The sequence below is a fragment of the Aeromonas encheleia genome (assembly GCF_900637545.1).
GTDB lineage: Bacteria > Pseudomonadota > Gammaproteobacteria > Enterobacterales > Aeromonadaceae > Aeromonas > Aeromonas encheleia.
In genome coordinates this window covers 561,376-586,608 of sequence record NZ_LR134376.1, presented here as the reverse complement: position 1 = coordinate 586,608, position 25,233 = coordinate 561,376, and the positions used below count along the sequence as shown (strand labels likewise).

Sequence of the window (25,233 nt, the reverse complement as noted above, 5' to 3'; positions counted from 1 at the left end):
GATGGTTACTCGAAGCAGATTTCGATGGTGGCACGGCCGTAGTCAGAATCGAACGGCATCATGATCTTGGCACCATCTGCCCTGTGGGTGATGGTGTGGTTGGGACCCGAGACGATGATCGGGGTCGCCATGTCAAACTCGTAGCCCTTCTCCCCCAGCATGCGCTTGGCGCCGCCGGTCACCATGTTGGTGATCTCGCCCACCATGTCGGTCACCTCCTCATTGAGGGTGGCCGGTGCCTCCCCCAGCATGCGGCGCATGATCTCGAGCGCCAGCCCCTTCTCGAAGCTGATGGAGAGCGAACCCCTGGTCTGCGGACCCACCATGCCGATGAGACCGGAGACATCCCCTCGTGCCAGCTCATCCGTCTTGCGCTTGGGGGCGCCCGGCTTGAGTTCCAGCTGTGCCATGGTGGAGAGCACGTTGAGCAGGGAGAGCAGGAACGGGTTTACAAAATCAGCCTTCATCTTGACTTCCTACGGTGGACGAACAGCGAGCGCATTGACCATGAGCCTCTATGGTCTTGTTGGTAATAGTAAAACCATGCAGGTGAGCCTGCTCGGAAAAGGCGCCGTCGATGGCCGGATCATGCAGCTCAACCACCTCCCCGCAGCGATCGCAGATCAGCAACTGCATGGGATGGGCATGGTCGAAATGGCAGCAGAAGATGAAGGCGTTGAGGGACTCGACCTTGTGGGCGAAACCCTGCTCGAGCAGAAAGTCGAGCGCCCGGTAGACGGTCGGGGGCTTGGCATGGGCCTCGGTCTGCTGCAGCTGGGCCAGCAGATCGTAGGCGCTGATGGCGTTGCCGTGGGCGGCAAGCAGCCGCAGAACCTGGCGCCGGGTCGGGGTAAACCGGATCCCGCGTTGCTCGCAGAGGCGTTCCGCTCGTTGTAAAAGTTGGTCTTGATTCATGATCACACAGTCACCCTGTCAATTAGCCGGATACTATCACAGGGCCCCAGGTGGCGCGGCGACAAAATTCATTTTCTGGGGCCGTCTCACGTTGTGGTAGAATCCGGCCCCTTGTTTTGCCAACCCGGATGATTTTTATGCAGGCGCAGCGCTTTTCCATCGCCCCCATGCTGGACTGGACCGATCGGCATTGCCGTTATTTCCACCGTCTGATGACCCGCCAGACACTGCTCTACACCGAGATGGTGACCACGGGTGCCATCATCCATGGCAAGGGCGATTATCTGGGTTACAGCGAGCAGGAGCACCCCATCGCCCTGCAGCTCGGGGGCAGCAACCCGGCCGATCTGGCCCGCTGCGCCAAGCTGGCGGAAGAGCGCGGTTATGACGAGATCAACCTCAACGTGGGCTGCCCGTCCGATCGGGTCCAGAACGGCCGCTTCGGCGCCTGCCTGATGGGTGAACCGACCCTGGTCGCCGATTGCGTCAAGGCGATGCGCGATGTGGTGAGCATTCCGGTGACGGTCAAGACCCGGATCGGCATCGACGAGCAGGATTCCTACGAATTCTTGCAAGCCTTCATCGAGCAGGTGCGCGACGCCGGCTGCGAGACCTTCATCGTCCACGCCCGCAAGGCCTGGCTGAGCGGCCTGAGCCCGCGGGAGAACCGCGAGATCCCGCCGCTCGACTACCCGCGCGTCTATCGGGTCAAGCAGGATTATGCCGACCTGACCATAGCCCTCAACGGGGGTGTGACCAGCCTGGAGCAGACCCTGGATCACCTGCAGCATGTGGACGGGGTCATGATGGGGCGTGAGGCCTATCAGAATCCCTATCTGCTAGCCCAAGTGGACAGCCAGGTATTCGGCCTGGGCGGTGAGCTGCCGAGCCGCCACGAGGTGGTACGGATGATGCTGCCCTACATAGTATCCGAGCTGGCCAAGGGCAACTACCTCTCCCACATGACCCGTCACATGCTGGGGCTGTTCCAGAACATGCAGGGCGCCCGCGCCTGGCGTCGCCACCTGAGCGAGAACGCCTGCAAACCGGGGGCCGATATCCAGGTGGTGCTGGATGCCATGGCCAAGGTGCCCGAGTTTGCCAGCCCGCTGACGGTGGAGTAAGCCATGTATCGCTTCACCGGCTCCTGGCTGCACAAGGCGCTGGTCCGCCTCTGCGCCGGCCTGCTCGCCATCCTCGGCATCAAGCTCAGCGCCTTCTACCTGCTCGGGCTGGTGCTCGTGCTGGGACTGCACAAGGATCAGCTGCTGGGCTAGCCGCCACCACACTCATGCCGATGAGCCATAAAAAAGCCGGAGCACTTGGTGCTCCGGCTTTTTCATATCGGTTTTATAGGGATCGCGGCGCCCTGATTACTCGCTCAGGTCCACAAACTGCAGCTCGGGGGGCGACGAGGTCAGCACGTCGGCGCAGTAGTCCCAGGTCGAGATGCGATAGTGCTGCAGATCCTCGTCCAGATGCAGGCCATCAGATTCCTGATGGAACCAGCTGGCGAAGCGGGACGGGATGATCAGCTGGATCTGCTCCTCTATGGTATGACTGTCCCGGCCTTCCGCCAGGTCGCAATCCTCCATCACCCGCACGGCGAAGATGTGGCGGAAACTGACCCGGCAGAGCGGCTGCGGTGGCAGGTCGATACTGCGCGCGCGGCCCAGCATGACGGTCAGGGTGTCACTCCAGATATCCTGATGCAGTTCGGCCACGACCAGGCCGGGGGGGAGCTGGCGGGACGGTGCCCAGGGCACGGCCACCTGCCGAATGGCATTCTTCTGTTCCATCATCCACCTCACTACAGCGCATGCCATATTCTGAGTGTATCCGAAACAAATTAGGCTGACGATGGCAAGAAAAAACCCGGCGGGAGCCGGGTTTCATTCGATAACTTTACGCCCTTACTTTACGGCGTCTTTCAGCGCCTTGCCTGCCACAAAGGACGGCACATTGGCGGCTGCAATCTGGATCTCTTTACCAGTTTGCGGGTTGCGGCCGGTGCGGCCTGCGCGATGGTTTACCTTGAAGGTACCAAAACCCACCAACTGAACGGCATCGCCCTCTTTCAGACTCTGGGTAATACCATTGATGATCTCTTCCAGAGCCACTTTGGCCTGAGCTTTGCTCAGGTCTGCTTTGGCGGCAATTGCATCGACAAGTTGAGCTTTGTTCATAACATTTCCTTTATGATCGGGCATTTAGCACCGGGCCACTCTATTCAAAAAAAAACACTCAGGCAAAGGCTTTATCAGCCGGATTGGCTTGAATGCTGGGGTTTTCATCAAGATCTGCGGAAATAGTCACATATCTCGCCCTCTCATCATCATTCATGACCAGAAAGCGGCGAGCAAGTGATGAGGGCTTGTACCCGAAGCCCCATCTGATGTAACAATATCCCCACACTCCTATTGACGGTCAACCGTATTTTCCCTAGTTATAGGGGTGTCGTCAGTCGATGAGAATGACCGGAGGCATGCAGCCATCGCGCCGCATGTCCATGCCCATGGAGGGACTATGTTAACTGAACTGGAACAAACCAAGCGCGCGTTGGCAGGCAAGCACAGGGCGATCGATGACTGGCTGGATGCCAGGCAGGCGTTGCTGGTCGAGTACATGCGATTGGCCGGGCTCATGCCCGCCAGATCCAAGCAGCGATCCCTCCCCGGTCACGTCGACTTGCAGCGCTTCTGCGAGCAGCTGGTCGACTATGTCAGCGCCGGTCACTTCGAGATCTACAACCACGTGGTCACCGCCTTCGAGCAGGCCAGCGGCGACAAACTGGAGCTGGCCAAGCGTATCTATCCCCACATCCGGGCCTGCACCGAGTTCGCCCTGGAATTCAACGATAAATACAGCAACGCCGACGAGGCCCAGTTACTGCTGCTCGATGAGGATCTGAACCAGCTGGGCCCAGTGCTGGAGGACAGGTTCAAGCAGGAAGACCGGCTGGTCAAGGCATTGCAAGTGGTTGAGTCCCTCAGCCACCCGCAACCCTGATGCTCAATACCGGAGCCACCTCAAGGTCCTGATGAACAAGCTGCATTACACTTTGGAGCATGATTTGTTAGCACTGCGTCCAAACGCAGACCGGAGATGAGCATGCCCGAGCGCCGCCACTTTACCAGGATCTTCTATTTGACCGCGGCCAGCCTGGTGCAGGGCCAGCGCCAATGGCCGACCCAGCTGATCGACGTGTCCCTGCAAGGCGCCCTGCTGCTCAGACCCGAAGCCTGGTCTGGCAGCGACGACAAGGAGTATGAGCTCAGCTTCGTGCTGAGCGGCAGTGACATAGTGATCAGGATGCAGGTAGAGCTGACCCACGAGGCCAGCAAGAAGCTGGGATTCTACTGCCACCACATCGACATCGACAGCGCCAGCCACCTGAAGCGGATGATAGAGCTGAACGTGGGGGAGGAGCAGTTGCTGTATCGCGAGCTGGAGCAACTGCTGGAAGAGCACCAGGAGCACGCTCAGCCCTAGCCAGAGATTCGCCATGAAAAAGGAGCGCCGATGCGCTCCTTTTTGTTGTCTGCTTGCCACTCGATGGCTCGTACTCTTTCTAGAGGGCTTCCAGCGCATCCGCCAGCTTCTTCACCGGCACCACCTCCATCCCTTCGATGGGATGCTTGGGGGCGTTGGCATAGGGGACTATGGCACGGCGGAAGCCATGCTTGGCAGCTTCTTGCAGCCGCTCCTGACCGGACGGTACCGGCCGGATCTCGCCAGACAGCCCCACCTCGCCGAACACCACCAGATCCTTGGGCAGGGCCTGATCCCGGAAGCTGGAGACCATGGCCAGCAGCAACGCCAGATCCGCACTGGTCTCCTCGACCTTGACCCCGCCGACCACGTTGATGAAGACGTCCTGATCCGCCATCTGCAGGCCGCCGTGACGGTGCAGCACCGCCAGCAGCATGGCGAGGCGGTTGTGATCCATCCCCACCGCCACCCGCCGCGGGTTGGAAACCTGGGAGTAGTCCACCAGCGCCTGCAGCTCCACCAGCAGCGGGCGGGTGCCCTCCCAGATCACCATGACGATGGAGCCCGGGGCCTGCTCGTCACCGCGGCTCAGGAAGATGGCGGAGGGGTTGCTCACCTCCTTCATCCCCTGCCCCGTCATGGCGAACACGCCGAGCTCGTTGACCGCGCCGAACCGGTTCTTGTGGGAACGCAGGGTCCGAAAGCGCGAGTCATGGGCCCCATCCAGCAGCACAGAGCAGTCGACGCAGTGTTCCAGCACCTTGGGACCGGCCAGGGTGCCGTCCTTGGTGACATGGCCCACCATGAAGATGGCGACGTGGTTCTGCTTGGCATAGCGGGTGAGCAGGGCCGCCGACTCCCGCACCTGGGAGACGGAGCCGGGGGATGACTGCACATCCGCCACATGCATCACCTGGATGGAGTCGATGACCATGATCTGCGGCTGTTCCTGCTGGGCGATGATGCAGATCTGCTCCACGCTGGTCTCGGACAGCATGCGCAGCTTGTCGGTGGGCAACCCCAGCCGGCTGGCACGCATCGCCACCTGCTGCAGGGACTCCTCCCCGGTCACATACAGGGTCTTCATCCGCTCGGCCAGGCCACACATGGTCTGCAGCAGCAGCGTCGATTTGCCTGCCCCCGGGTTGCCGCCGATCAGGATCGCCGAACCGGGCACCACACCGCCGCCCAGCACCCGATCCAGCTCCTTGAAGCCCGAGCCGAAGCGGGGGATCTCGGTGGTCGCGACCTCGGCCAGGGTCTGTACCTGGCTGCCGATGGCGCCGGCATAGCCGGTGTAGCGGGCACTCTTGCCAGGGGTAGTGACGCCCAGCCGGACCTCGGTGATGGTGTTCCACTCCTTGCACTCGCCACACTGACCTTGCCAGCGAGAGAAGTCGGCTCCACATTCGGTACAAACATAGGCAGTTTTGTTTTTGGCCATGGATAACTCGGGGACAGGATGAATTCCTGCTTGATATACTTGTTTGCGACCGACAGATCAAACCCAGAATCGGAAAAGTGACTTTCCGCGGCAGGAATACATGGATTCAGAACAACCACTACACCTGATAGAACAACTCGTCCCCCTGCTCAGAGAAAAGGACTTCGATGAGCTCTTCACCCGCCTGACCCAGAACGAAAACACCAACAGCCGTTTCCTGCTCAAGATGGAGATCAAGCGCAAGTGCACCCCCTGCCGGCGGGTGATCGACATGCGCAATGAGCTGAGCGAACTCTGTGTGGTGTACGAGTTCGAGGGGGTCACCCACTTCATGCCTGCCGAGGCCATCGAGCTGTTTCAGTCCCAGTGCTACCTCTACCGCGACAGCTATACCCTGGGGGTCTACGAGACACTGCACGACTGGTACAAGCATCATCAGGGCAAGGGCGAGAGCCTCGCCCTGCCCGCCAGCCCGTTCAGTCCCTTCGATGTCAGCGCCATCCCCTTTGCCAGCCACTACGGCCGGCAGGAGGAGCGGATGCATTTCAGCTCCCCCATGCAGCTCAGGCTGGCCGACGGAGAGACGCTGCTCGCCAAGAGCTCGGATATCTCGCTCGGCGGGATCCGGGTCTCGGTGCCCTATCTACCCAGCTACCAGACCGGCGAGCAGATCGAGGTCCTCTTCACCGGCCTGGAGCGCGAGCATGCCAACCCCATGCTGCGCCAGCCCATCAGCTACCAGATCCTGGGGGAGGAGCGAAAGGAGGGCAAGTTCTGGCTGCGACTGGTGAAGAGCGGCGAGCACCCCGCCTTTGACCGCTTCCTCGGCGAGTTCATCGAGCATAACCGCAGCCGTTACCGGGTCAGCGTCGACTACCTGCTGTCGGCTGCCGTCATCAAGGGGTATGAGCAGTTCTACCTGCCACGTATGACCGGCATGCCGCTCTTCTTTGGCACGGGACAGAGCCCCGCCCTGGAGATAGCCCTGCGCACCGAGAACAACCAGCACGTGCTCGAGTACTGGCGGGATGCCAAGAACCGCGACATGCTCGCCAGCCTGTTCGGCGCGACCCGCATGCAGGCGCTGTTGCCGGCCAAAGGGGGACTGCGCGAGACCCTGATCTACAGCTTCACCCATTCGGTCCGCAGCCACCTCTACTTCTTCTCGGCCACCCGGGAGGAGCTGCTGCAAAGCGGCCTGACCACCCTGTTCTTCCAGGTCGGGGCACGTCGCCCGAGCTGGCGCGTCTACAAGTTCAGCCTGGAGGCGTGCGCCCTGCATGAGGCCGATCTCGACAACCAGCAGGCCGGGGAGCCGCATCAGTTGCAAGATCTGCTGCTGCGCGAGCGGCTCCAGCAGATCGGCCATGTTGGCCTGCTGCAGGAGATCGGCCTCGACCAGCAGCGCGAAGAGTTTCGCTACGACGCCAGCCAATCCCACAACGCCAACGATCTGCAGCGCTTCGGTCACGACGTCAGCGCCGCGCCCTTCGAGATAGAGACGCTGCACTACGTACAGCTGCGCAAGGAGGCACGCTACGTCCACAAGACGGCGATCGTGATCCGCCACCAGGAGCGGGGCTGGATTGGCTGGACCCGCGACATCTCGGCCCATGGCATGCAAGTCGAGCTGGAGGCGCCCTTCGTCGGGGAGAAGGGGGATATCATCCAGGTCGCCCTGCCGCGGCTGCAGGATCTGGCCAAGAGCATGGATCTGCAGCGCCTCCCCTACCGGCTGGTCAGCCTCAATTTGAGCCGCACCGTGCTGCACCTGTGCATCGAAGGGGAGCCGGCGCGCCACATTGGCCATCACTTCTTCAGCCTGCTTATCGAGAGCAACCAGAACAAACTCAAGGCCACCAGGGAGCACAGGCGCTACCGCGGCATGGCGCGGGCGCTGCGCAATATCTTCACCCACCACATCTTCGACACGCCGGTCTATATCAATAAGCTCAAGGGAGCGCCCAGGCCGGCGGCGGTGGGCCTGGCACCCCGGCCACGCAGCCTGTCCAGGCTGTTGCACGCCTGCGCCGAGCAAGACGAGCAGGCCAACCTCTATCCCCTGTTCCAGGGGGGGCTGCTCAAGACCCTGCTGCTCGAGCCGTTGCGCACCATCGAGCGGGAAGACAAGCCAAAGGAGGCGGAAGTCTACATCGCCTGCCTGCGCTCGCAGGGGGGCGCCCCCCTGTTTCGTAGCCGGCTGGCCAGCAGCTTCCCGTCGGCGGAGGAGAAGCACCGCTTCGTCGAGCTGGCGCTGCAGCAGGGGGAGTTCTATTCGGTGCTGGTCGGCATCTCCCGCACCGGCCGCCCGGACACCAGCTTCATCGCCAACGAACTGGACTACATCGCCAAGTTCGCCATTCACAAGGCCAAGAAGCTGGAAGAGGAGCTGTGGAGCGTGATGGGGGTGGGCGAGCTGACCGATACCAGTCAGGCCACCCTGTTCCGGCTTGGCATCACGCCGCCGGCGGGATGAGAAGAGGGCGGCCCCAGAGGGCCGCCCTTTTTGTTCCTGTCCCATCTCAGGCCGCCTGCGGGTTGCTCAGCCAGGCGAGGATCTGCAGGAAGTGATCCTCCTGTGCCTGGGGGGCCGTCAGCATGTTGATGTGGTCATAATCGAGCCGGTTGCCATTGTCCAGGCCAAGCCGGGTGTGACGGGTAGCCGAGCCCATCTCGGTGCTGAAACGGCGCACATCGATCGGGTGACCCAACACCTTGTCGGCCCGGGCCGAGATCATCCAGAGCGGTGGCCACTGCACCCGGCTCGCCGCCTCGTCATAGGCGAAGCCATCGTGGGGATCCTGCCAGGGCCCGCACTTCACCCAGGGGATAGTCTCCTGCAGGTAGCGCAGGGGCTCGTCATCCGCCCCCATCTTCAGCTTGCGCGCCGCCAGGAAGCCGGTGTTACGCGCCAGCCAGGGTGCCAGCCTGTTCCAGATCAGATCCACCTTCAGCCAGCGCTCCGGATTTTGCACCGACACGCCCCGCTTGGTGCCAAAGAACACCAGGCTGGCGATCTGATCGGCCAGCGCCGGGAAACGCGCCAGAGTCGAGGCCATGAGGACCCCGCCCCAGGAGTGCGCCATCCAGTGCACCCTGGCACCGGCATGACGGGCCGCCACCCAGTGCTGCAGCGCGGGCAGATCCTCGGTGATCAATTCATGCTGGCCGTGCCCTGCCTGCTCGGCGATGGCCGGGGTACTCAGACCCCGGCCGCGCAGATCGGCCACATAGACCTGATAACCGTGCCTGGCCAGGAAACAGGCCAGCCCCTTGCCCGATTCGGTATAGAAGATGCGGCCGTTCTCGATGGCGCCGTGCACCATCAGGATGGGCTCGGCATGCACCGCCACGCCCGGTTGGATGTGGCGCACATGCAGCCGATGCTCGCCGCAGGGGATGAACAGGGATTGTTGTAACAGTTCCATCTTGTTGTCAGGTCCTCCTTGACCCTGGTTCAATTCCAGCGGCGCTCGCGACAGGCAATGGCCCCGAGCAGGCAGAGCACCCCTTCCAGATCATGATGATTGAGGGTGGCGGCCGCCTGGGCCCGCACCAGCGGCTTGGCGTGGATGGCGATGCCGAGTCCGGCGACGGCCATCATCTTGAGATCGTTGGCCCCGTCGCCGACGGCCACCGTCTGGGCCGGCCGGATGCCATGATCTGTCGCCAGCCGTTGCAACACCTCGGCCTTGACGGCGGCGTCCACTATGCGACCACTCACTCGCCCGGTCAGACGATCGTCCTCGGTGGCCAGCTCGTTGGCGAAGATGGCATCCAGTCCCAGTGCCTGCTGCAATTCGCCGGCGAAGCGGGTGAAACCGCCGGAGGCGATCGCCACCTTCCAGCCCGCCTGCTTGAGGGTGTCGACCATCAGCTGCAGGCCCGGCATCCAGGGCATAGCCGCGGCCACCTCATCGAGAATGGCGACCGGGGCACCCTCGAGCAGGGCGACCCGGCTGCGCAGGCTGTCGGCAAACTCCAGCTTGCCCTGCATGGCTGCAGCGGTCACGGCGGAGACCTGTTCTCCCACCCCGGCCAGGCGGGCGATCTCGTCGATGCATTCGATCCGGATGGCGGTGGAGTCCATGTCCATCACCAGCAGACCCGGCTCGCTCAGGGTGGGCAGCGCGGGCAGATGACAGAGATCGATGTCCCACTCCTGCCCCTTGAGGGCCTGTACCAGCTCGGGGGAGAAACGATCCGTACCGAGCAGCAGCAAGGGAATGCCGGCCTGTTCCCCAGCGGGGTAGAGGCTAGTCTCGATCCCCTTGTTCGCCAGCAAGGTCGCCAGGCGACTCAGATGGCGGGGCCCGAGATCCTGGCCAAACAGGACTATCCAGGCGCCATCATGGGACCGGGTCGCGGGCAGCAGGGCTTCGGCGGTCAGCTGCCAGCATGGGGCGCCACACAGGGCGGCGGACCAATCGGACAGGGCGGGGGGAAGCTGGGACAACAACATAGGGGTGACGCCTTCCTTGGAGAGCAGGGGGTTTAGGGTGCTGGCCCAGAGTAGCGTATTGCTTTTTGTACAGGCAAGCGCCAAGATCCGGCCACTGCTCATCACCACGAGGCTCAGCGCTTTGCGTCATCTCCCCATCAAACGTGTTATCAGCCTGGCGGCCGGGAGCCTGCTCGGCCTCTGGGTGCTGGGCCTGCTTATTCACATGCAGGGGGAGAGCCAGGCTGCGCTGCACAGCGAGGCCCGCGATCGGGCCCAGGCCCTGGTGGCCTACGCCGCCCGCGACATGAAACGCTGGATCAAGGAGGACAAGGAGAGCGAGCTGGAACGACTGGCTCAGGATCTGGCCGCCGAGCCCGAGATCCTCGATGTCACCCTCTATGATGCGCGCGGCATTCCCCTCGCCCAGTCGGATCAGGCCGTACCGCTGGAGAGCCTGTTGCCCATCGGGGCCGACAACAAGTCACTGCCGGAGCAGGGCAAGGGCCGCATCCAGTTCGTGCAGGAGATCCAGGATGACAACCTGACCCTCGGCTACCTGCGCATCACGCTGGAGGAGCAGAAACTCCTGGCCCAGCAGGATATCCGCCTCAAGGTGAGCCAGGAGAAACAGCGCCTGATGCTGCTGGTGATGCTGCTGGCGGGTCTGCTCATCTCTTATGGGGTGCGCCGCAACTACATGCGGGTCCGCAAGCACAAGAAAAAGAGCGCCCAGACGGCGGCGCCCAACGAGCACGCCCCGCCGCCCGGGATCGAATAGCGTCAGTCCGAGACGACTTCACAGGATCCATCCCAGCCTCGACATGCAGCACCGTACTCATCCCCTTTCTTGCCGTTCACCGTGACGATCTGCTGGAACTCACGGCAGTAACGGCCATTGTTGCTTGACCACTACACTTTTCTGTTGGCCGACGACGGGACCGGCTGGCCTAAACGCCAGAGCGCAACGCGGGGCCGACTGGCCCCGCATCACCTCCTGTGATCTCAATCATGCCGCTCTCGGCCCATGCTATTTGCCAAGATTCTATGGTAGGTAAAGAGCCCTAATCGCCCTCTTTGCTAACCACCAGCGACCAGCTCTTATCGGGATCGAACAGCTGGATCGCCTCAACGACAGTTGCCGTGTCGGCCCCTAGATCCTTTTGATAAACCCGCCCCTCGTGATTCACCATGAAGGTCATCACCCCACTGTTGGCATAATCGGCTGGCCAAGCGATCAGGGCGACACCGTCTCTTAATTGCCCTTCGACAAAGTACTCTTTCCTCCCCCCATTGGCAGCGGCGCCTTGGGCATACAAGATACGGTAGTAGTAGCCATGATAGGGTGTGCGTTGACCGACCACGGCCTTGTAGCCCTCTGCCGCGGCACTGACGACCTCCTCTCCGGCCGGGCTTGCTGGTTCACCCTTGCCCACAGGCCAATAGAGTCCATTTTGTTGTCCTGCATCACTGCGCAGTTTTGCCGCAAAGATCCCTGCCGTTTGGCCATCATGCCCCGCGGCGGCGTATTCTATCTGTGCGTCGATAAAGCCACGGCACACCGCAATCGCCCCCAACTCATTTCGGCCGATGCGACGATAGACGATCTCTTTGGCACCTGCGGCGCCATCGAGATACCACTTGCCATTTGCGGCCACGAGGGGGATTGGCAGTGGCCAATCCGACTCCCCCACGACCAGTATCATTTTATCCTTACCTTCGGCCACCAGTTGGTGCTTGCTCTTGAAGCTCGCGACGAAGGCGGCGCGATCATTGGCATCGGCCACCTCATCCCCCGAGGTGATGGCCTCTTCACTCTTTTCGCCGAGTAACAGCGTCAGTGCGGTGACATCGTTTCGCTCCAAGACCGTGATCAGGGCCTGCACCGCCTCATCCGGGGTGGCGAAGGTGCGCTGTGCCATGGCGCTTGCGTCGCTGGCGCAGGTCAGGGCTAGCAGGGCCAAACCCCATGAGGGGGCCCAACTCCATTTCAACAAACGCTTCATTATCGCGTACTCCGTCTGGGTTGAGTTGTGCGCCCGGTACGCGCGCTACTAGCCACACTTTCGCGCCCACGTTGGCTGGCGGCGCGCTCGGTTCTGCCCGTATTCTGTACCCCTTGGAAGGCACTCTTTGAGGTTGAGGCCGCAGGTGCTCTGCGTGTTGCAGTCTGTGCTGCGCTCTTGCTGTGAGTGGCGCGTGGTTGGACATAGCCGCGATCACGCGTTCCAGCGGTCTGTGGCGTGATTTGCTGCCGCTTGACCTTGTCCCCTGCGTAGTTGCCCTGGCGCGGCGTGCGTTGGGCCACATTCACCTCCCTACTCACCTGTCTCGCGTCGCGTGTCGCGTTGGCGTTGCCGCTTTTGGGTTGGCGGTTGGCTCCCGCATAGCTCCCCTTCGGCGTGGTTGCGCGCGCCTCCCTGTTCACCTCATTGACAGCACGTGGTGCACCGGCGTATTCGCTGTTAGATTGGCGATTGGCCCCCGCATAACTCCCTTTCGGTGTGGCATCTCGTTGGCGCCCCCCTGCCTCGTTATTTCGCGAGCGTTGTTCCAGGTTAGCCAGCTCAGCACGCTGGGGGCGCGCCGCCGTGATGGGGCTGTCGGCTTGGCGCATGTAGTTATTGGGGCCGCGCTCAAACTTATTGAAGTAATCATCCCCCTTGGCGTTGATATAGATATTGTTGTTAGAGCCCCGCTGATAGTTGGCCGGACGGTTGTACCCATTGGCGGGACGAAAACCATTGCCATAGTTGGGGTTATAACGATAGGGAGCGTAACCGCCGGGATAATCAGATCCCCACCGCGGGTAATAATAATCGCCCTCATCATCATCGTCGTTGAAGACCTCGTTGACCAACATGCCCGCACCAAAGGCGAGCAAGCCCGTCAAGACCATATCATCGCGGTCGTATTCATCCTCGTCATCGTTGTCGTTATCATCATTTTCTACCACTGTCGTGGTCGTTGTCGCAGGCGCGGTCGTTGTCGTGGTTCCTGTGGTCACCGCTGCTGGGGCTGGCCCGGCAGCTGGCGCGCTATAGACGGCGGTTGGGTCGTATTGCGGGACGTAAACGACGTCAGGGTTGGCCGGTGCAATGGTGACGATCTGCTGATTGTTCTGTTCATCCTTGGCCACTTTCATCTGCTCTGAGTCTTTCAGGTTGCCCACCTCCATCGCCTGTTGGCGCAGGCGCTGAACGGCTGCCAGTACGCCCGGTTCATCGGCCAGGAAGGCACTGCCCAGCTCGGTCGTCCACTCCATCTTCAAGCACATCATGTCCATGACGGTTGGGAAGTGCATCAGCGACATGGTTGGCGGCGTAAAGCCCAGCGGCGCAATGGCGGCGGTCAGCTCTTTCCCTTTGAGATTGGGGTGGGCGACTAGCCAGTTGCCGGCATCGAGCACCTCTTGCGGATTGGTGGCACTGGCCAACACCTGAGCCAATACCGCATCAGGGTAAAGCGCTACGGGGGCAAGCAGGGTCTCGAGAGCCTCTGGGGTATATTTCGATGCTTGTGTGTTAATAGGCTGCCCTTGAGGTGCGACCGCAGCGCTGGCAGCACTGGCAGCACTGGCAACGCTGGCAGCCACGTTGGGCTGAACACTTTGCGTGACGGAAGGTGGCTCCTCTTTGCAGGCAGCCAATACCGTGCTGAGGGCGAGCACGGCCGCCAACGCGCTACGGCGAAATAGGGGTTGCTTCATGATCTTGCTTCCTTTTGCTGGAGTGGCTGATGCACCTCTTGCCTGATGATTTCCACAAATGTTTTATCTCATTGCATTCAATGCGGGCGTCTCATACCGAAAACATAAACCACTAATCGAGATCACACCCAAAACCGGCTGAAAAGGCGTGAAAAATTCATTTGCTTCTGTCTCAAGCTGCGCCTGAACACCTTAGGGGCTGTCGTCATTAGCTGGTTGAATTGCGTACAACCCCACCCTCTTAACAGCTGCATCCAACTATCAGATGACTATTCCTGCTCATCGCCGCCACTATATCTCCGACCATGCATGGACTCTGCTTGGCTGGGCAAAAAGGGGGCTGAACAGCAAGATCCATTTGGCAGTGGATGCGCATGGAATGCCAAGATGCATCGTCACCTCTGGAACGACAGTAGATTGTACCCAGGCGTCGGCCTTGATTGAGGGTCTGAAAGCCGCGTATTTACTGGCTGACCGTGGTGATGACACCAATGCCCTGATAGCGCAGGCAGCGTCTCGGAGAATGGTGGTGGTGATCCCGTCCAAGCGTAATCGTAAGGAACAGCGGGAGCACGACAGGGAGATTTATAAGGCAAGGCATCGAGTGGAAAAGGTCTTTCTGCGCCTGAAGCAATGGCAAGGCATTGCCACGAGGTATGCGAAGAACGCGGCCTCATTTGTGGCAATTGTGCCGCTTAGTTGCGCACCGTTATGGGCTGCCATCTTATGACGACAACCCCTAGGTTGTGATGCTGTTTGTTGCGGCGCCCTCCTGCCATCCGCCGCCAACAGCTCCTGCCAGGCCATCGGCACGGCCAGCACGAGGGAAAGTATTGCCTTAATGAGGAGATTCACTCTTTTCATAACCTGAACCTCTATATGGGGTTAGGTGAGAGCATAGGTGGCGATCTGGCGCTCCTCTTCCCATCGTCGTTCGACATGATCATCGTCTCGCCAACGCCCCCGCCGGGGACAAAAACCGGGGAAACGGCCGACCATCGGCCATAAAAAAACGGCGACCCGAGGTCGCCGTTTTGTCTGGAGCCGAAGCTGCGGGATCAGTCACCCAGCAGCACGGAGTCCAATGCGATTTCGATCATGTCGTTGAAGGTCAGCTGACGCTCTTCGGAGGTAGTCTGCTCACCGGTACGGATATGGTCGGAGACGGTGCAGATGGTCAGCGCCTTGGCACCGTACTCTGCGGCCACGCCGTAGATGCCGGCGGCTTCCATCTCGACACCCAGGATGCCGTATTTTTCCATGACGTCGAACATGGAGGGATCCGGGGTGTAGAACAGGTCGGCGGAGAAGATGTTGCCCACTCGCACGGCGACGCCCTTGTTCTTGGCGGCTTGCACGGCATTGGCAACCAGGTCGAAGTCGGCGATGGCGGCGAAGTCGTGATCCTTGAAGCGCAGACGGTTGACCTTGGAATCGGTGCAGGCACCCATGCCGATCACCACGTCACGCAGTTTCACGTCTTCACGCACGGCACCGCAGGAGCCCACGCGGATCAGGGTCTTCACACCGTAGTCGGTGATCAGCTCTTTGGCGTAGATGGAGCAGGACGGGATGCCCATGCCGTGGCCCATGACGGAGATGCGACGGCCCTTATAGGTGCCGGTGAAGCCGAGCATGCTGCGCACGTCACACACCTGCTCGACGTTCTCCAGGAAGGTTTCGGCGATGTACTTGGCACGCAGGGGGTCGCCCGGCATCAGCACTGTGTCAGCAAAGGCGCCATCTTTTGCATTGATATGAGGAGTTGCCATTCTCTTAATTCCTTCACACTAGGTTGAGTTTTATTGTCTTTATTGGGTTGCCCGTCGCCTTGGCGACGGGCGGGTAAATTACAAGAAGCGAGTACCGCTGTGCAACCTGGGCAGGCCCTGTATCCACGATGCGCTGCCCAGGATCGGCATCACAGGAAGCTGGTGCCGTACTGCAACTTGGGCAGACCGTGGTAGGCCGCGATGCTCTGACCGATGTCGGCAAAGGTCTCGCGACGACCGACACTGCCCGCCTTGACCGGCTTGCCGTAGAACAGCACCGGAATGTACTCACGGGTGTGATCGGTACCGTTCCAGGTCGGGTCGCAGCCGTGGTCGGCGGTCAGCACCACAACGTCGCCATCCTGCAGTATCTCGAACAGCTCCGGCAGACGGGAGTCGAAATACTCCAGTGCATCGGCGTAGCCCTTGACGTCACGACGGTGGCCGTAGGAGGAGTCGAAGTCGACGAAGTTGGTGAAGACGATGGTGTTGTCACCGGCCGCCTTCACCTCTTCCAAGGTTCTGTCCCACAGCTCGGTCAGGCCGGTGCCTTTCACCTGCTTGGTGATGCCCTGGTTGGCATAGATGTCGGCGATCTTGCCGATGGAGACCACCTGGCCACCCGCCTCTTTCATGTAGTCCAGCACGGTCGGCGCCGGCGGCAGTACCGAGTAGTCGTGACGGTTGCCGGTGCGCTTGAAGTTGCCCTTGCCGCTGCCCACGAACGGACGGGCGATGACGCGGCCGATGTTGTAGGGCTCCAGCAGCTCACGCACTATGTGGCACAGCTCGTACAGCTTCTCGAGGCCATAGGTCTCTTCGTGGCAGGCGATCTGGAACACGGAGTCGGCAGAGGTGTAGAGGATCGGCTTGCCGGTGCGCATGTGCTCCTCGCCCAGATCGTCCAGCACCTGGGTGCCGGAGGCGTGGCAGTTGCCCAGGTAGCCCGGCAGGCCCGCCTTCTCGACGATGGCGTCCAACAGCTCCTGCGGGAAGCTATTGTGGTGATCGTGGAAGTAACCCCACTCGAACAGCACGGGCACGCCGGCGATCTCCCAGTGGCCGGACGGAGTGTCCTTGCCGGAGGAGAGCTCCTGGGCGAAGCCGTAAGCACCGACCACCTCGATATCTTTCTGCAAGCCGGCCGGGAAGTAGCCGGAAGCCTGCTCCCCTGCGTGGCCCAGACCCAGCTTGTTGAGGTTCGGCAGATGGAGGGCGCCACGGCCTTCGATCTCACCGGCGGCGCAGGCCTTGGCGATATGGCCAAGGGTGTTGGCGCCCACATCTCCGAACTTCTCGGCATCGGCGGCGGCGCCAATACCGAAGGAGTCCATCATCAGAATAAAGGTACGTTTCATGGGTCTTCCCCTTGTTACAAATCGGCCAGACCGATGCGACGGTAAACCTCGGGCAGTGCCTCTGGTCGGGTGTCACCGATCTTGACGGCTGCCTGCACCATGCGGGCGGCCTCGGCAAATTGAGCTTCTGTCTGAGCGTGGATCAGCGCGAGCGGCTTGTCAGCCTCGACGCTCTGCCCCAGGCGGATAAAGTCGGTCAGACCGACCGCATAATCGAGTTTGTCCCCGGCGGCGCGGCGACCACCGCCCATGGCGACCACGGCCAGGCCCAGTTCGCGGGTATCCATGGCGGTCACGAAACCGGTCTGCGCCGCATACACGGGGCGCACTATGCCGGCCTTGGGCAGGTAGCTGTCGTAACGCTCCATGAAGTCCGCCGGGCCACCGAGGCCGGTGACCATGCGACCGAAGATCTCGGCGGCCTTGCCGTTGTCCAGCACCGCCTGCAACTTGGCACGGGCGTCCTGTTCATCGCTCGCCAGGTTGGCGGAGATCAGCATCTCGGCACAGAGCGCCATGGTCACTTCGTGGATGCGCGGGTTGCGATACTCACCGGTCAGGTAGCGCACCGCCTCACGAACTTCCACCCCATTGCCTGCGCTGGAGGCCAGCACCTGGTTCATGTCGGTCAGGAGCGCCGAGGTACGGCAGCCGGCACCGTTGGCCACCGCCACTATGCTTTTCGCCAGTTCCTCAGATGCTTCAAACGTCGGCATAAAGGCGCCGGAGCCCACCTTGACGTCCATCACCAGCGCTTCCAGCCCGGAGGCGAGCTTCTTGGAGAGGATGGAGCCGGTGATCATGGCGATGGATTCGACGGTGGCGGTGATATCACGCACCGCATAGATGCGCTTGTCGGCCGGGGCCAGATCGCCGGTCTGACCGATGATGGCCACGCCGGCTTCTTTCACCACTTTCAGGAAGCGATCGTTGTCGACCGAGGTCTGGTAGCCGGGGATGGCGTCCAGCTTGTCCAGGGTGCCGCCGGTGTGACCCAGGCCACGACCGGAGATCATCGGCACGAAGCCACCGCAGGCGGCGACCATGGGGCCGAGCATCAGGGAGACGACATCACCTACCCCACCGGTGGAGTGCTTGTCGACGATGGGGCCACCCAGGTTGAGGTGGTCCCAGTTCAGCACCATGCCAGAGTCGCGCATGGCACAGGTCAATGCCACCCGCTCATCCATGGTCATGTCTTTGAAGTAGACCGCCATGGCGAGTGCCGCGATCTGGCCTTCACCGATGCTGTTGTTGGTAATGCCCTGGACGAAGAATTGAATCTCTTGGGTACTGAGCGCTTCACCGTTGCGCTTCTTGCGAATAATTTCTTGAGGCAAAAACATCTTTCATTCCCTCCGCGCGTCATGCACGCATACAGGCCGAACAGGATTCCTCGAAAGGGGACGGCTCGCCGCCCCCTGACACCGCTTAGTAACCGCTGGTATTGGCCGGCTTGTCGCCGTGGCCCAGGGTCGCCAGCAGGCTGGCCAGCAGGCTGGAAGCGCCGAAGCGGAAGGTGCGTGGGGAAACCCAGTCTTTGCCCAGGATCTCTTCGGCCATGGCGAGGTACTGACCGGCTACGGCCGCATCCTTCACGCCACCCGCCGGCTTGAAGCCGACTTTCGGGTTCTTGGCCTTGATCACTTCCATCATGATGCGCGCCGCTTCCGGGGTCGCATTGACCGGCACCTTGCCGGTGGAGGTCTTGATGAAGTCGGCACCGGCATCGATGCAGATCTCGGAGGCGCGACGGATCAGCGCGGCATCCTTCAGCTCGCCGGTCTCGATGATCACCTTCAGCAGTACGTCAGCGCCGCAGGCTTCCTTACAAGCTTTGACCAGATCGAAGCCGACCTGTTCATTGCCCGCCATGAAGGCACGGTAGGGGAACACCACATCCACCTCGTCGGCACCATAGGCGACGGCGGCACGGGTCTCGGCCACGGCGATCTCGATGTCGTCGTTGCCATGGGGGAAGTTGGTCACGGTCGCGATGCGCACATCGGCGGCGCCGATCTCACGCAGGGTCTTGCGCGCGATGGGGATGAAACGGGGATAGATGCAGACGGCGGCGGTCAGGCCAGCCGGGGACTTGGCCTTGCGGCACAGATCGATCACCTTCTGATCGGTGTCGTCATCGTTCAGGGTGGTCAGGTCCATCAGGTTCAGGGCGCGTTGGGCGGCCAGTTTCAGATCAGTCATGCTATGTCTCCAAAGTCTCGATAAGTCCTGAATACCCGAGTCTGGCACTCGCCGTTCGAGATGAGATCGGCAAGATGGCCCGGGTAAACGGGAGATGGAATTACAGCGCAAATGCACAGGCAATACGGCTGCAAATAAGGCAAGAGCCCTGTCACTTTCTTACAAAAGTGCGGACTTGGTTCCATGAAGACTTGAGAAAGGCCGACAACTGCTGACCCAACTTCCCAATCAATTCCATTTGACCGCCAACACCCGGCTTGTCCGGGTATTAGTCTATGCCAGCACCCTGCTGGCATCGCCTATTTCAGCCGAGATACCCCGTGTTTGCAAGCCGGATTTGCCAATTTCAGAGGTACCTCACATCTGACAAATCCGGCACTGGAAAGCGCTTAAGAGAAGAAACGGGTCAGGATCCAGGAGTAGGCAATCCCCCCCAGATAGACCCCGACGATCCCCATCACCCCGGACAAGACGGGAGGTGCCGGGATCGGCAATTTGAGGAAAGAAAACAACAAGCCAACGATAAAGCCGGCTGCAATCGCCAGTAGCACTTCATTCATATAACCTCCGATTCGACTCAATTTTATTATTAGTTTAGAAAGGAAAACGGTTGTCACCGCTCCAAACGCGAACGCCACAGCTTTTCGCTGTGGCGTTCGTCTTTACCTGAGTGTCAGGCAAATATTACATGGCTGTCAGTGCCAGGAAGAAGCCTGCGATGGTGGCAGACATCAGGTTGGACAGAGAGCCGGCCAGTACGGCCTTCAGACCGAAGCGCGCTATGGTGCCGCGACGGTTCGGTGCCATGGAGCCCAGACCACCCAGCAGGATGGCAACGGAGGACAGGTTGGCGAAGCCGCACAGGGCGAAGGAGATGATGGCCTTGGTGTGGGCGGACATGGCCACGCCGTTGATCAGCACTTCATCTTTCAGGTAGGGGGCGAAGTTCAGGTAAGCCACGAACTCGTTCACCACCAGCTTCTGACCGATGAAGGAACCGGCCACCACGGCTTCGCTCCAAGGCACACCGATGAGGAAGGCCAGCGGGGAGAACAACCAGCCCAGCAGCAGTTCCAGAGACAGTTGCGGGTAACCGAACCAGCCACCCACACCGGCGAAGATGCCGTTGATCATGGCGATGAGGCCGATGAACGCCAGCAGCATGGCACCCACGTTCAGGGCCAGTTGCAGACCGGCGGAGGCACCGGCGGCGGCGGCGTCGATCACGTTGGCAGGCTTGTCGTCCAGATCGCCGTCGGCGGAGTTCTCGTCATAGCTGGGGGTCTCGGTTTCCGGAACCAGCAGCTTGGCGAACAGCAGACCACCCGGGGCAGCCATGAAGGAGGCGGCGATCAGGTATTCCATCTTGACGCCCATGGAGGCATAACCGGCCAGCACGGAGCCGGCAACGGAGGCCAGACCACCACACATGACGGCGAACAGCTCGGAATCTGTCATCTTGGAGATGAAGGGACGCACCACCAGCGGGGCTTCAGTCTGACCGACGAAGATGTTGGCAGTCGCAGACAGGGATTCGGTACGGGAAGTGCCCAGTACCTTTTGCAGGCCACCACCCAGCAGCTTGATCACCCACTGCATGATGCCGAGGTAATAAAGAACCGCGATCAGGGAAGAGAAGAAGATGATGACGGGCAGGACGCGGAAGGCAAAGATAAAGCCGCCGCCGCCGAACACTTCAAACATCTTGTTGCTGACCAGACCACCGAACAGGAATTCGATACCGTTTTGGCCATAGCCGATGACGCTGGAAACGGCATCGGATACACCTACCAGAATGTCCCGGCCCACTGGGACGTACAGCACGAATGCACCCAGACCGGCTTGAATTGCAAAGGCACCACCCACGGTGCGGATTTTGATTGCCTTGCGATTGCTGGAAAACAGCACCGCGATAAGGATGAGCGTCGCCATCCCTACCAGACCCATTATTAGATTCATTATTAACACTTCCTCTTTAGTAGCACCTTCCAGCTTGTTAACGTTTTGTATCTTAAAGCCGTTAATCAAGGGTGCGCATTATACTAATTACGGTGCGACAAAGTAGAATGCTGGTCACATTTTATAAGTGTGAAACGCGTTAGACGTCGTTTAATTAGACCGCAAACGATTTTTATGCGCCCTATTTTTTATCACAGCGATATCAATAGTTAACTAAGCGTTAAATTCGTTCGGGGTGAATGGGAATGTCTGCAAAGCGGATTCATGTAACACCGAAATAACATCCTCTAACGACTCTCCTCGCAGCTCGGCCAGGAGTTGCGCAATCAGCGGCAGGCTGGCGGGGGTATTGGGCCCCTCCTGTCCCTGCAGTGGCATGTCGGGGGAGTCCGTCTCCAGCAGCAACGCCTCCAGCGGCATATCGCGGATCGCCTCCCGGGTCTTGTTGGCTCGCTCATAGCTGATGACGCCCCCGATCCCCAGTCTGAAACCCAGCTGCCAGAAGGCGTTGGCCTGCTGCAGCGAGCCGCCGAAGGCGTGGATCACCCCGCCCCTGGCCGGCTTGAAGCGCCGCAACGTCTTGGCGACGGTGTCATTGGCCCGCACCGAGTGGACTATGAGCGGCAACTCATAGCTCATGGCCAGCCTGATCTGCGCCTCGAACAGCTCGAGCTGCCCCTCCTGCGGCACATGGCTGCGCAAGTCCAGCCCGCACTCGCCGATGGCCACCAGCCCCTTGGGCCGGCTCGCCAGCAGACGCTCCAGCCGTGCCAGCACGCCCTCGGTCTGGGCCCCCACATACCAGGGATGGATGCCAAGACCATAGCGGATGCCTGGGTGGCGGTCGGCCAGCGCCATCACCCGAGTCCAGTTTTCTTCTCCCACGGCGGGGATGATATACTCCCCCACCCCCAGCTGACGCCACTGGGCCAGCAACACCTCCCGATCGGGATCGAAGATCGGAAAGTCGAGATGGCAGTGGGTGTCGATCAGTTGCATATCACTCTTACCTGCTTGTCGTATCTGATGGGTCTATTCAATGCTAAAACGCGCTTCCCACGGCTTTACCCTGATAGAGCTGGTGCTGGTCATCATAGTGCTGGCCGTCCTGGCGGTGACCGCCATGCCCCGCTTCATCAACATCCAGGACGATGCGCTCAAGAGCAGCGTCTCCGCGACCGCCGGCGGCTTTGCCAGCGCCGTCCAGCTGGCCCATGCAGGCTGGGCCGTCAAGGTGAAGGGAGAGCCGCTGGCACTCTATAACTTTAGCGGCATGGGGCAGCAGGATCTCGACATCAACTCCCATGGCTGGCCGGTTGGCACCAAGGAGGATCAGGGCGGCCAGGGTCCCGACACCATCTTCCCTGGCGGTGACAGCGATCAGATCTCCGTCAGCAGCCGGGACGATTGCGAGAGCCTGTTCGGCGGCCTGCTCGATACCGACCAGACCGCGGCCGATGAGCTGCATACCGACGCCGACAGCGACTACATCTCGCAGCTCGTCCCGGCCGATGCGCAGACCGACGGGCAACTGCGCCACGACAACTGCCGCTACACCCTGCGCGACTCCATCGGCCGCTTCCCCGCCTATCCGGACGGGTTGGGATTTGAGTACAACAGCGTCAGCGGGGCCGTGGTCCGCAACTTCGATTGAGCGACGAGGGCTCTTCCTCCGATGCCTCGGGTTCCCGCTCATCATGACGCACCGGCGCGCAGCAGCGCCGGTTCTCAGGTACCAGCCCCCACTCCTGACACCAGGCATCGTAGCGAGCCAGCCAACGCAGCAACACACCTTTCATGATCCGCTCCTTGTTCCGATAAGGGCCTTATCATCGCCAGCACCGGTAACACTGGTCACCCGGCATCAGCGGCCCGCCACCTCATGATTTCCCCTGCGGCAACAGCAGGCCCATGCTGATCTCGTCGACATCGCGATCATCCAGTCGATAGGCGTTGCGCCGGATGCCTTCGTCGATAAAGCCGCACTTGCGATAGAGCCCATGAGCCGCCTCGTTATGAGCCATCACTCCCAACTCCAGCCGGCTGATGCCACAACCCGGCGCGGCGGCGATCAGGGTACGTAGCAAACGCTCACCCCAGCCCTGGCCCCGCGCGCCCTGGCGCAGCCCCATCACGATCAGGGCGCAGTGTCGATTGCGCCGCAAGCCACCACCCATCATCAGCGCGAACCCCTGCACCTCGTCGGCCAGGGTCAATAGCCACATGCGCTGATTGGCACTGGCCTGCATGGCGGCCAGACGCTGGCGCTGCCCCTGGATATCGGATGGGCGCTCCCCCGCCTCGAACAGCATGAAACGCGTCTCCCGATCCAGCTGTTGAAAGAAGTGATCCAGCGCCGCGGCGTCCTCCACCCCGGCCAAACGAATGCTCATATCAGGCTCCCTGCCAGTCAGCCACCCCTTGGCGGCCATAAAAAAACGACTCCATTTGGAGTCGTTTTTATCAGAGCCATCTGGCTAATTCCATCTATTCCTGAGGGACATGCCCGGCACGGAGGCGCCCGGCAGGACATCAATCAACCTCTCGCCGATCAACCCTTGGCTGGCAGGCTCAGACGGGCAACGGCTTCCACGTGCATGGAGTGGGGGAACATGTCCACCGGCTGCACCTCGTCCAGCACGAAGCCCTGCTTGACCAGGTAGGCCAGATCCCGGGCCAGGGTCTGCGGGTTGCAGGAGACATAGACCAGGCGACGGGGTGCCATGGCGACCAGGGTCTGCAGCACCGCCTTGTCACAACCCTTGCGGGGGGGATCCATCACCACCACATCGGCGCTCACGCCCTGGGCGTGCAGCTCGGGCATCAACTGCTCGGCCTTGCCCACGTGGAATTCGGTGTGCTCTATGCCATTGAGGGCCGCGTTGCGGCGGGCATCCGAGATCGCGCTCTCCACCGACTCGATGCCAACCACCTTGGCAGCCTTGGCCGCCAGGAACAGGGAGATGGTGCCGATGCCGCAGTAGATGTCGAACACAGTCTCGTTGCCGGTCAGCTCGCTGTATTCGAGCGCCTTGGAGTAGAGCACATCGGTCTGGCTCGGGTTGTTCTGGAAGAAGGAGAGCGGCGAGATCTCGAATTCGAGTTCGTGGATCTTGTCGCGGATGACACCTTCCCCCAGCAGCACCCGGTTGCTCGCGCCCAGGATGCGGTTGGTGCGCTCGTCGTTGACGTTCTGTACCAGGGTGGTGATGGGCAGATCCGCCAGCGCCGCCAGCAACTCGGCTTCGAATGGCAGTGCTTCACCCAGGGTCACCAGCACCACCATCAGCTCACCGCTCTTGAAGCCCTTGCGGGTCATCAGATTACGGACACAACCGCTGTGGTTGACCTCGTCATAGGCCGCGATCTCGTGCGTGCGCATCCAGTTGCGTACCCGGGCATTGAGCTCCACGTGCAGGGAGTCCTGCACCGCGCAGTCGTCGGCGGTGATGAGATCGTGGGAGTGCTTGCGATAGAAACCGATCTCGGCACCAGCCGCGCTGCTACGCACCGCATACTGCGCCTTGTTGCGATAGGCGAAGGGGCTATCCATGCCGAGGATGGGGTTGACCTGGGTAGCCAGCCCGGCCTGATCCAGCGCGCTCTGCACCAGGGACTGCTTCAGCTTGAGCTGGGCCGGATAGGCCAGCGGCCTGACCTGGCAGCCACCGCACTCGGTGTTCGGGCAGAAATCGGCGACCCGATCGGCGGAGGCCTGGGTCAGCTCGACCAGCTTGCCGTGCAGATAGTTCGGTTTGACTTCGGTCAGCTCGACCAGCGCCTGCTCACCGGGCAGCAGACCCTCGACAAACAGAGGGCGATCGAACAGGCGACCCTTGCCGTCCCCTTTGTCGGTCAGTTCCAGAATATCGATCTGATGTTGGTGTCCCACTAACGGCATGAGCGGCTCCGAAGGCATAGATAAAAGGATGGAAGCG

General features: G+C 61.1%; 25 protein-coding genes and 1 pseudogene. 8 read left to right on the top strand and 18 right to left on the bottom strand.

What is annotated here, in order from left to right; all coding sequences use genetic code 11:
• Positions 1 to 5 precede the first annotated feature (5 nt).
• Positions 6 to 467, bottom strand: a complete 462-nt coding sequence (locus tag EL255_RS02770) for a chemotaxis protein CheX (protein ID WP_042652081.1) — start codon at positions 465 to 467, stop codon at positions 6 to 8.
• A complete protein-coding gene (zur, locus tag EL255_RS02765; RefSeq protein WP_042652080.1) occupies positions 457 to 915 on the bottom strand; it encodes a zinc uptake transcriptional repressor Zur in 459 nt (152 codons plus the stop codon). The genes EL255_RS02770 and zur overlap by 11 nt, the downstream gene beginning before the upstream one ends.
• Before the next feature lie 137 nt (positions 916 to 1,052).
• On the opposite strand from zur, the gene dusA reads away from it, so the two are divergent.
• Positions 1,053 to 2,039, top strand: coding sequence for a tRNA dihydrouridine(20/20a) synthase DusA (dusA, locus tag EL255_RS02760; protein WP_042652079.1), 987 nt, complete (start codon positions 1,053 to 1,055; stop codon positions 2,037 to 2,039).
• A 3-nt stretch (positions 2,040 to 2,042) separates the two neighbouring features.
• On the top strand, positions 2,043 to 2,192 hold the full coding sequence (locus EL255_RS02755) for a hypothetical protein (RefSeq protein ID WP_126623249.1): 150 nt from the start codon (positions 2,043 to 2,045) through the stop codon (positions 2,190 to 2,192).
• 96 nt (positions 2,193 to 2,288) lie between these two features.
• On the opposite strand, the gene EL255_RS02750 is transcribed toward EL255_RS02755, so the two are convergent.
• Both EL255_RS02750 and hupA read right to left on the bottom strand, forming a co-directional pair.
• Positions 2,289 to 2,714 carry a hypothetical protein gene (locus EL255_RS02750; RefSeq protein WP_042652078.1) on the bottom strand — a complete coding sequence of 142 codons (426 nt, stop codon included), beginning with the start codon at positions 2,712 to 2,714 and terminating at the stop codon, positions 2,289 to 2,291.
• A 114-nt stretch (positions 2,715 to 2,828) separates the two neighbouring features.
• Positions 2,829 to 3,101, bottom strand: coding sequence for a nucleoid-associated protein HU-alpha (hupA, locus tag EL255_RS02745; RefSeq protein ID WP_005305063.1), 273 nt, complete (start codon positions 3,099 to 3,101; stop codon positions 2,829 to 2,831).
• A 340-nt stretch (positions 3,102 to 3,441) separates the two neighbouring features.
• Between hupA and EL255_RS02740 the strand changes: the two genes are divergently transcribed.
• Together EL255_RS02740 and EL255_RS02735 are read left to right on the top strand one after the other, a co-directional pair.
• Positions 3,442 to 3,924 (top strand): Rsd/AlgQ family anti-sigma factor, encoded by a 483-nt coding sequence (locus tag EL255_RS02740; RefSeq protein WP_042652077.1) that lies wholly within the window; start codon positions 3,442 to 3,444, stop codon positions 3,922 to 3,924.
• A gap of 102 nt (positions 3,925 to 4,026) precedes the next feature.
• Positions 4,027 to 4,407 (top strand): PilZ domain-containing protein, encoded by a 381-nt coding sequence (locus tag EL255_RS02735; protein WP_042652198.1) that lies wholly within the window; start codon positions 4,027 to 4,029, stop codon positions 4,405 to 4,407.
• Positions 4,408 to 4,486: 79 nt separating this feature from the next.
• Here the strand turns inward: EL255_RS02735 and radA are convergent, their stop codons facing one another.
• On the bottom strand, positions 4,487 to 5,851 hold the full coding sequence (radA, locus tag EL255_RS02730) for a DNA repair protein RadA (RefSeq protein ID WP_042652076.1): 1,365 nt from the start codon (positions 5,849 to 5,851) through the stop codon (positions 4,487 to 4,489).
• Between the two features lie 100 nt (positions 5,852 to 5,951).
• On the opposite strand from radA, the gene EL255_RS02725 reads away from it, so the two are divergent.
• Entirely contained in the window at positions 5,952 to 8,327 is a 2,376-nt protein-coding gene (locus EL255_RS02725; protein ID WP_042652075.1) for a PilZ domain-containing protein, read from the top strand.
• Positions 8,328 to 8,373: 46 nt separating this feature from the next.
• Here the strand turns inward: EL255_RS02725 and EL255_RS02720 are convergent, their stop codons facing one another.
• Both EL255_RS02720 and serB read right to left on the bottom strand, forming a co-directional pair.
• The gene (locus tag EL255_RS02720; RefSeq protein ID WP_042652074.1) at positions 8,374 to 9,279 is read right to left on the bottom strand and encodes an alpha/beta fold hydrolase; all 906 of its coding nucleotides are present in this window, start codon (positions 9,277 to 9,279) and stop codon (positions 8,374 to 8,376) included.
• Between the two features lie 29 nt (positions 9,280 to 9,308).
• Positions 9,309 to 10,313, bottom strand: a complete 1,005-nt coding sequence (gene serB, locus EL255_RS02715) for a phosphoserine phosphatase SerB (protein WP_042652073.1) — start codon at positions 10,311 to 10,313, stop codon at positions 9,309 to 9,311.
• Between the two features lie 121 nt (positions 10,314 to 10,434).
• Between serB and EL255_RS02710 the strand changes: the two genes are divergently transcribed.
• The gene (locus EL255_RS02710; RefSeq protein WP_042652072.1) at positions 10,435 to 11,073 is read left to right on the top strand and encodes an AhpA/YtjB family protein; all 639 of its coding nucleotides are present in this window, start codon (positions 10,435 to 10,437) and stop codon (positions 11,071 to 11,073) included.
• Between the two features lie 283 nt (positions 11,074 to 11,356).
• Here the strand turns inward: EL255_RS02710 and EL255_RS02705 are convergent, their stop codons facing one another.
• Together EL255_RS02705 and EL255_RS02700 are read right to left on the bottom strand one after the other, a co-directional pair.
• A complete protein-coding gene (locus EL255_RS02705) occupies positions 11,357 to 12,298 on the bottom strand; it encodes a DUF2950 domain-containing protein (RefSeq protein WP_042652071.1) in 942 nt (313 codons plus the stop codon).
• Positions 12,298 to 14,001 carry a DUF3300 domain-containing protein gene (locus EL255_RS02700; protein ID WP_048823070.1) on the bottom strand — a complete coding sequence of 568 codons (1,704 nt, stop codon included), beginning with the start codon at positions 13,999 to 14,001 and terminating at the stop codon, positions 12,298 to 12,300. Before EL255_RS02700 ends, EL255_RS02705 begins: the two co-directional genes overlap by 1 nt.
• Before the next feature lie 319 nt (positions 14,002 to 14,320).
• On the opposite strand from EL255_RS02700, the pseudogene EL255_RS02695 reads away from it, so the two are divergent.
• Positions 14,321 to 14,731, top strand: a pseudogene (locus EL255_RS02695) (IS5 family transposase); the annotation flags it as partial.
• A gap of 328 nt (positions 14,732 to 15,059) precedes the next feature.
• Here the strand turns inward: EL255_RS02695 and deoD are convergent.
• The 7 genes from deoD to EL255_RS02660 all read right to left on the bottom strand — a co-directional run bounded on the left by deoD (position 15,060) and on the right by EL255_RS02660 (position 22,294).
• The gene (gene deoD / locus EL255_RS02690) at positions 15,060 to 15,773 is read right to left on the bottom strand and encodes a purine-nucleoside phosphorylase (RefSeq protein WP_042652069.1); all 714 of its coding nucleotides are present in this window, start codon (positions 15,771 to 15,773) and stop codon (positions 15,060 to 15,062) included.
• A gap of 149 nt (positions 15,774 to 15,922) precedes the next feature.
• Positions 15,923 to 17,131, bottom strand: a complete 1,209-nt coding sequence (locus tag EL255_RS02685) for a phosphopentomutase (RefSeq protein WP_042652068.1) — start codon at positions 17,129 to 17,131, stop codon at positions 15,923 to 15,925.
• Between the two features lie 14 nt (positions 17,132 to 17,145).
• Complete coding sequence (gene deoA / locus EL255_RS02680; protein ID WP_042652067.1) at positions 17,146 to 18,477, bottom strand: thymidine phosphorylase; 1,332 nt, start codon at positions 18,475 to 18,477, stop codon at positions 17,146 to 17,148.
• An 85-nt stretch (positions 18,478 to 18,562) separates the two neighbouring features.
• Complete coding sequence (gene deoC / locus EL255_RS02675; protein WP_042652066.1) at positions 18,563 to 19,336, bottom strand: deoxyribose-phosphate aldolase; 774 nt, start codon at positions 19,334 to 19,336, stop codon at positions 18,563 to 18,565.
• A gap of 389 nt (positions 19,337 to 19,725) precedes the next feature.
• Positions 19,726 to 19,896 carry a XapX domain-containing protein gene (locus tag EL255_RS02670; protein WP_042652065.1) on the bottom strand — a complete coding sequence of 57 codons (171 nt, stop codon included), beginning with the start codon at positions 19,894 to 19,896 and terminating at the stop codon, positions 19,726 to 19,728.
• A 124-nt stretch (positions 19,897 to 20,020) separates the two neighbouring features.
• The gene (locus tag EL255_RS02665) at positions 20,021 to 21,295 is read right to left on the bottom strand and encodes a NupC/NupG family nucleoside CNT transporter (RefSeq protein WP_042652064.1); all 1,275 of its coding nucleotides are present in this window, start codon (positions 21,293 to 21,295) and stop codon (positions 20,021 to 20,023) included.
• 213 nt (positions 21,296 to 21,508) lie between these two features.
• Positions 21,509 to 22,294 carry a TatD family hydrolase gene (locus EL255_RS02660; RefSeq protein WP_042652063.1) on the bottom strand — a complete coding sequence of 262 codons (786 nt, stop codon included), beginning with the start codon at positions 22,292 to 22,294 and terminating at the stop codon, positions 21,509 to 21,511.
• Positions 22,295 to 22,334: 40 nt separating this feature from the next.
• Between EL255_RS02660 and tppF the strand changes: the two genes are divergently transcribed.
• The gene (gene tppF, locus EL255_RS02655) at positions 22,335 to 22,949 is read left to right on the top strand and encodes a type IVa pilus pseudopilin TppF (RefSeq protein ID WP_042652062.1); all 615 of its coding nucleotides are present in this window, start codon (positions 22,335 to 22,337) and stop codon (positions 22,947 to 22,949) included.
• A gap of 226 nt (positions 22,950 to 23,175) precedes the next feature.
• Here the strand turns inward: tppF and EL255_RS02650 are convergent, their stop codons facing one another.
• Both EL255_RS02650 and rlmD read right to left on the bottom strand, forming a co-directional pair.
• Entirely contained in the window at positions 23,176 to 23,688 is a 513-nt protein-coding gene (locus EL255_RS02650; RefSeq protein ID WP_042652196.1) for a GNAT family N-acetyltransferase, read from the bottom strand.
• 158 nt (positions 23,689 to 23,846) lie between these two features.
• Entirely contained in the window at positions 23,847 to 25,196 is a 1,350-nt protein-coding gene (gene rlmD / locus EL255_RS02645; protein ID WP_042652061.1) for a 23S rRNA (uracil(1939)-C(5))-methyltransferase RlmD, read from the bottom strand.
• Between the last annotated feature and the right edge of the window lie 37 nt (positions 25,197 to 25,233).

Excerpts from the sequence above, each read along its gene's own strand:
- radA (WP_042652076.1), bottom strand. The coding sequence starts at position 5,851 with ATGGCCAAAAACAAAACTGCCTATGTTTGTACCGAATGTGGAGCCGAC.
- deoD (WP_042652069.1), bottom strand. The coding sequence starts at position 15,773 with ATGGCAACTCCTCATATCAATGCAAAAGATGGCGCCTTTGCTGACACA.
- EL255_RS02665 (WP_042652064.1), bottom strand. The coding sequence starts at position 21,295 with ATGAATCTAATAATGGGTCTGGTAGGGATGGCGACGCTCATCCTTATC.
- EL255_RS02685 (WP_042652068.1), bottom strand. The coding sequence starts at position 17,131 with ATGAAACGTACCTTTATTCTGATGATGGACTCCTTCGGTATTGGCGCC.
- dusA (WP_042652079.1), top strand. The coding sequence starts at position 1,053 with ATGCAGGCGCAGCGCTTTTCCATCGCCCCCATGCTGGACTGGACCGAT.
- hupA (WP_005305063.1), bottom strand. The coding sequence starts at position 3,101 with ATGAACAAAGCTCAACTTGTCGATGCAATTGCCGCCAAAGCAGACCTG.
- rlmD (WP_042652061.1), bottom strand. The coding sequence starts at position 25,196 with ATGCCGTTAGTGGGACACCAACATCAGATCGATATTCTGGAACTGACC.
- EL255_RS02660 (WP_042652063.1), bottom strand. The coding sequence starts at position 22,294 with ATGCAACTGATCGACACCCACTGCCATCTCGACTTTCCGATCTTCGAT.
- EL255_RS02740 (WP_042652077.1), top strand. The coding sequence starts at position 3,442 with ATGTTAACTGAACTGGAACAAACCAAGCGCGCGTTGGCAGGCAAGCAC.
- deoC (WP_042652066.1), bottom strand. The coding sequence starts at position 19,336 with ATGACTGATCTGAAACTGGCCGCCCAACGCGCCCTGAACCTGATGGAC.
- EL255_RS02720 (WP_042652074.1), bottom strand. The coding sequence starts at position 9,279 with ATGGAACTGTTACAACAATCCCTGTTCATCCCCTGCGGCGAGCATCGG.
- EL255_RS02650 (WP_042652196.1), bottom strand. The coding sequence starts at position 23,688 with ATGAGCATTCGTTTGGCCGGGGTGGAGGACGCCGCGGCGCTGGATCAC.
- EL255_RS02700 (WP_048823070.1), bottom strand. The coding sequence starts at position 14,001 with ATGAAGCAACCCCTATTTCGCCGTAGCGCGTTGGCGGCCGTGCTCGCC.
- EL255_RS02770 (WP_042652081.1), bottom strand. The coding sequence starts at position 467 with ATGAAGGCTGATTTTGTAAACCCGTTCCTGCTCTCCCTGCTCAACGTG.
- deoA (WP_042652067.1), bottom strand. The coding sequence starts at position 18,477 with ATGTTTTTGCCTCAAGAAATTATTCGCAAGAAGCGCAACGGTGAAGCG.
- EL255_RS02755 (WP_126623249.1), top strand. The coding sequence starts at position 2,043 with ATGTATCGCTTCACCGGCTCCTGGCTGCACAAGGCGCTGGTCCGCCTC.
- EL255_RS02735 (WP_042652198.1), top strand. The coding sequence starts at position 4,027 with ATGCCCGAGCGCCGCCACTTTACCAGGATCTTCTATTTGACCGCGGCC.
- tppF (WP_042652062.1), top strand. The coding sequence starts at position 22,335 with ATGCTAAAACGCGCTTCCCACGGCTTTACCCTGATAGAGCTGGTGCTG.
- EL255_RS02725 (WP_042652075.1), top strand. The coding sequence starts at position 5,952 with ATGGATTCAGAACAACCACTACACCTGATAGAACAACTCGTCCCCCTG.
- EL255_RS02705 (WP_042652071.1), bottom strand. The coding sequence starts at position 12,298 with ATGAAGCGTTTGTTGAAATGGAGTTGGGCCCCCTCATGGGGTTTGGCC.
- serB (WP_042652073.1), bottom strand. The coding sequence starts at position 10,313 with ATGTTGTTGTCCCAGCTTCCCCCCGCCCTGTCCGATTGGTCCGCCGCC.
- zur (WP_042652080.1), bottom strand. The coding sequence starts at position 915 with ATGAATCAAGACCAACTTTTACAACGAGCGGAACGCCTCTGCGAGCAA.
- EL255_RS02670 (WP_042652065.1), bottom strand. The coding sequence starts at position 19,896 with ATGAATGAAGTGCTACTGGCGATTGCAGCCGGCTTTATCGTTGGCTTG.
- EL255_RS02750 (WP_042652078.1), bottom strand. The coding sequence starts at position 2,714 with ATGGAACAGAAGAATGCCATTCGGCAGGTGGCCGTGCCCTGGGCACCG.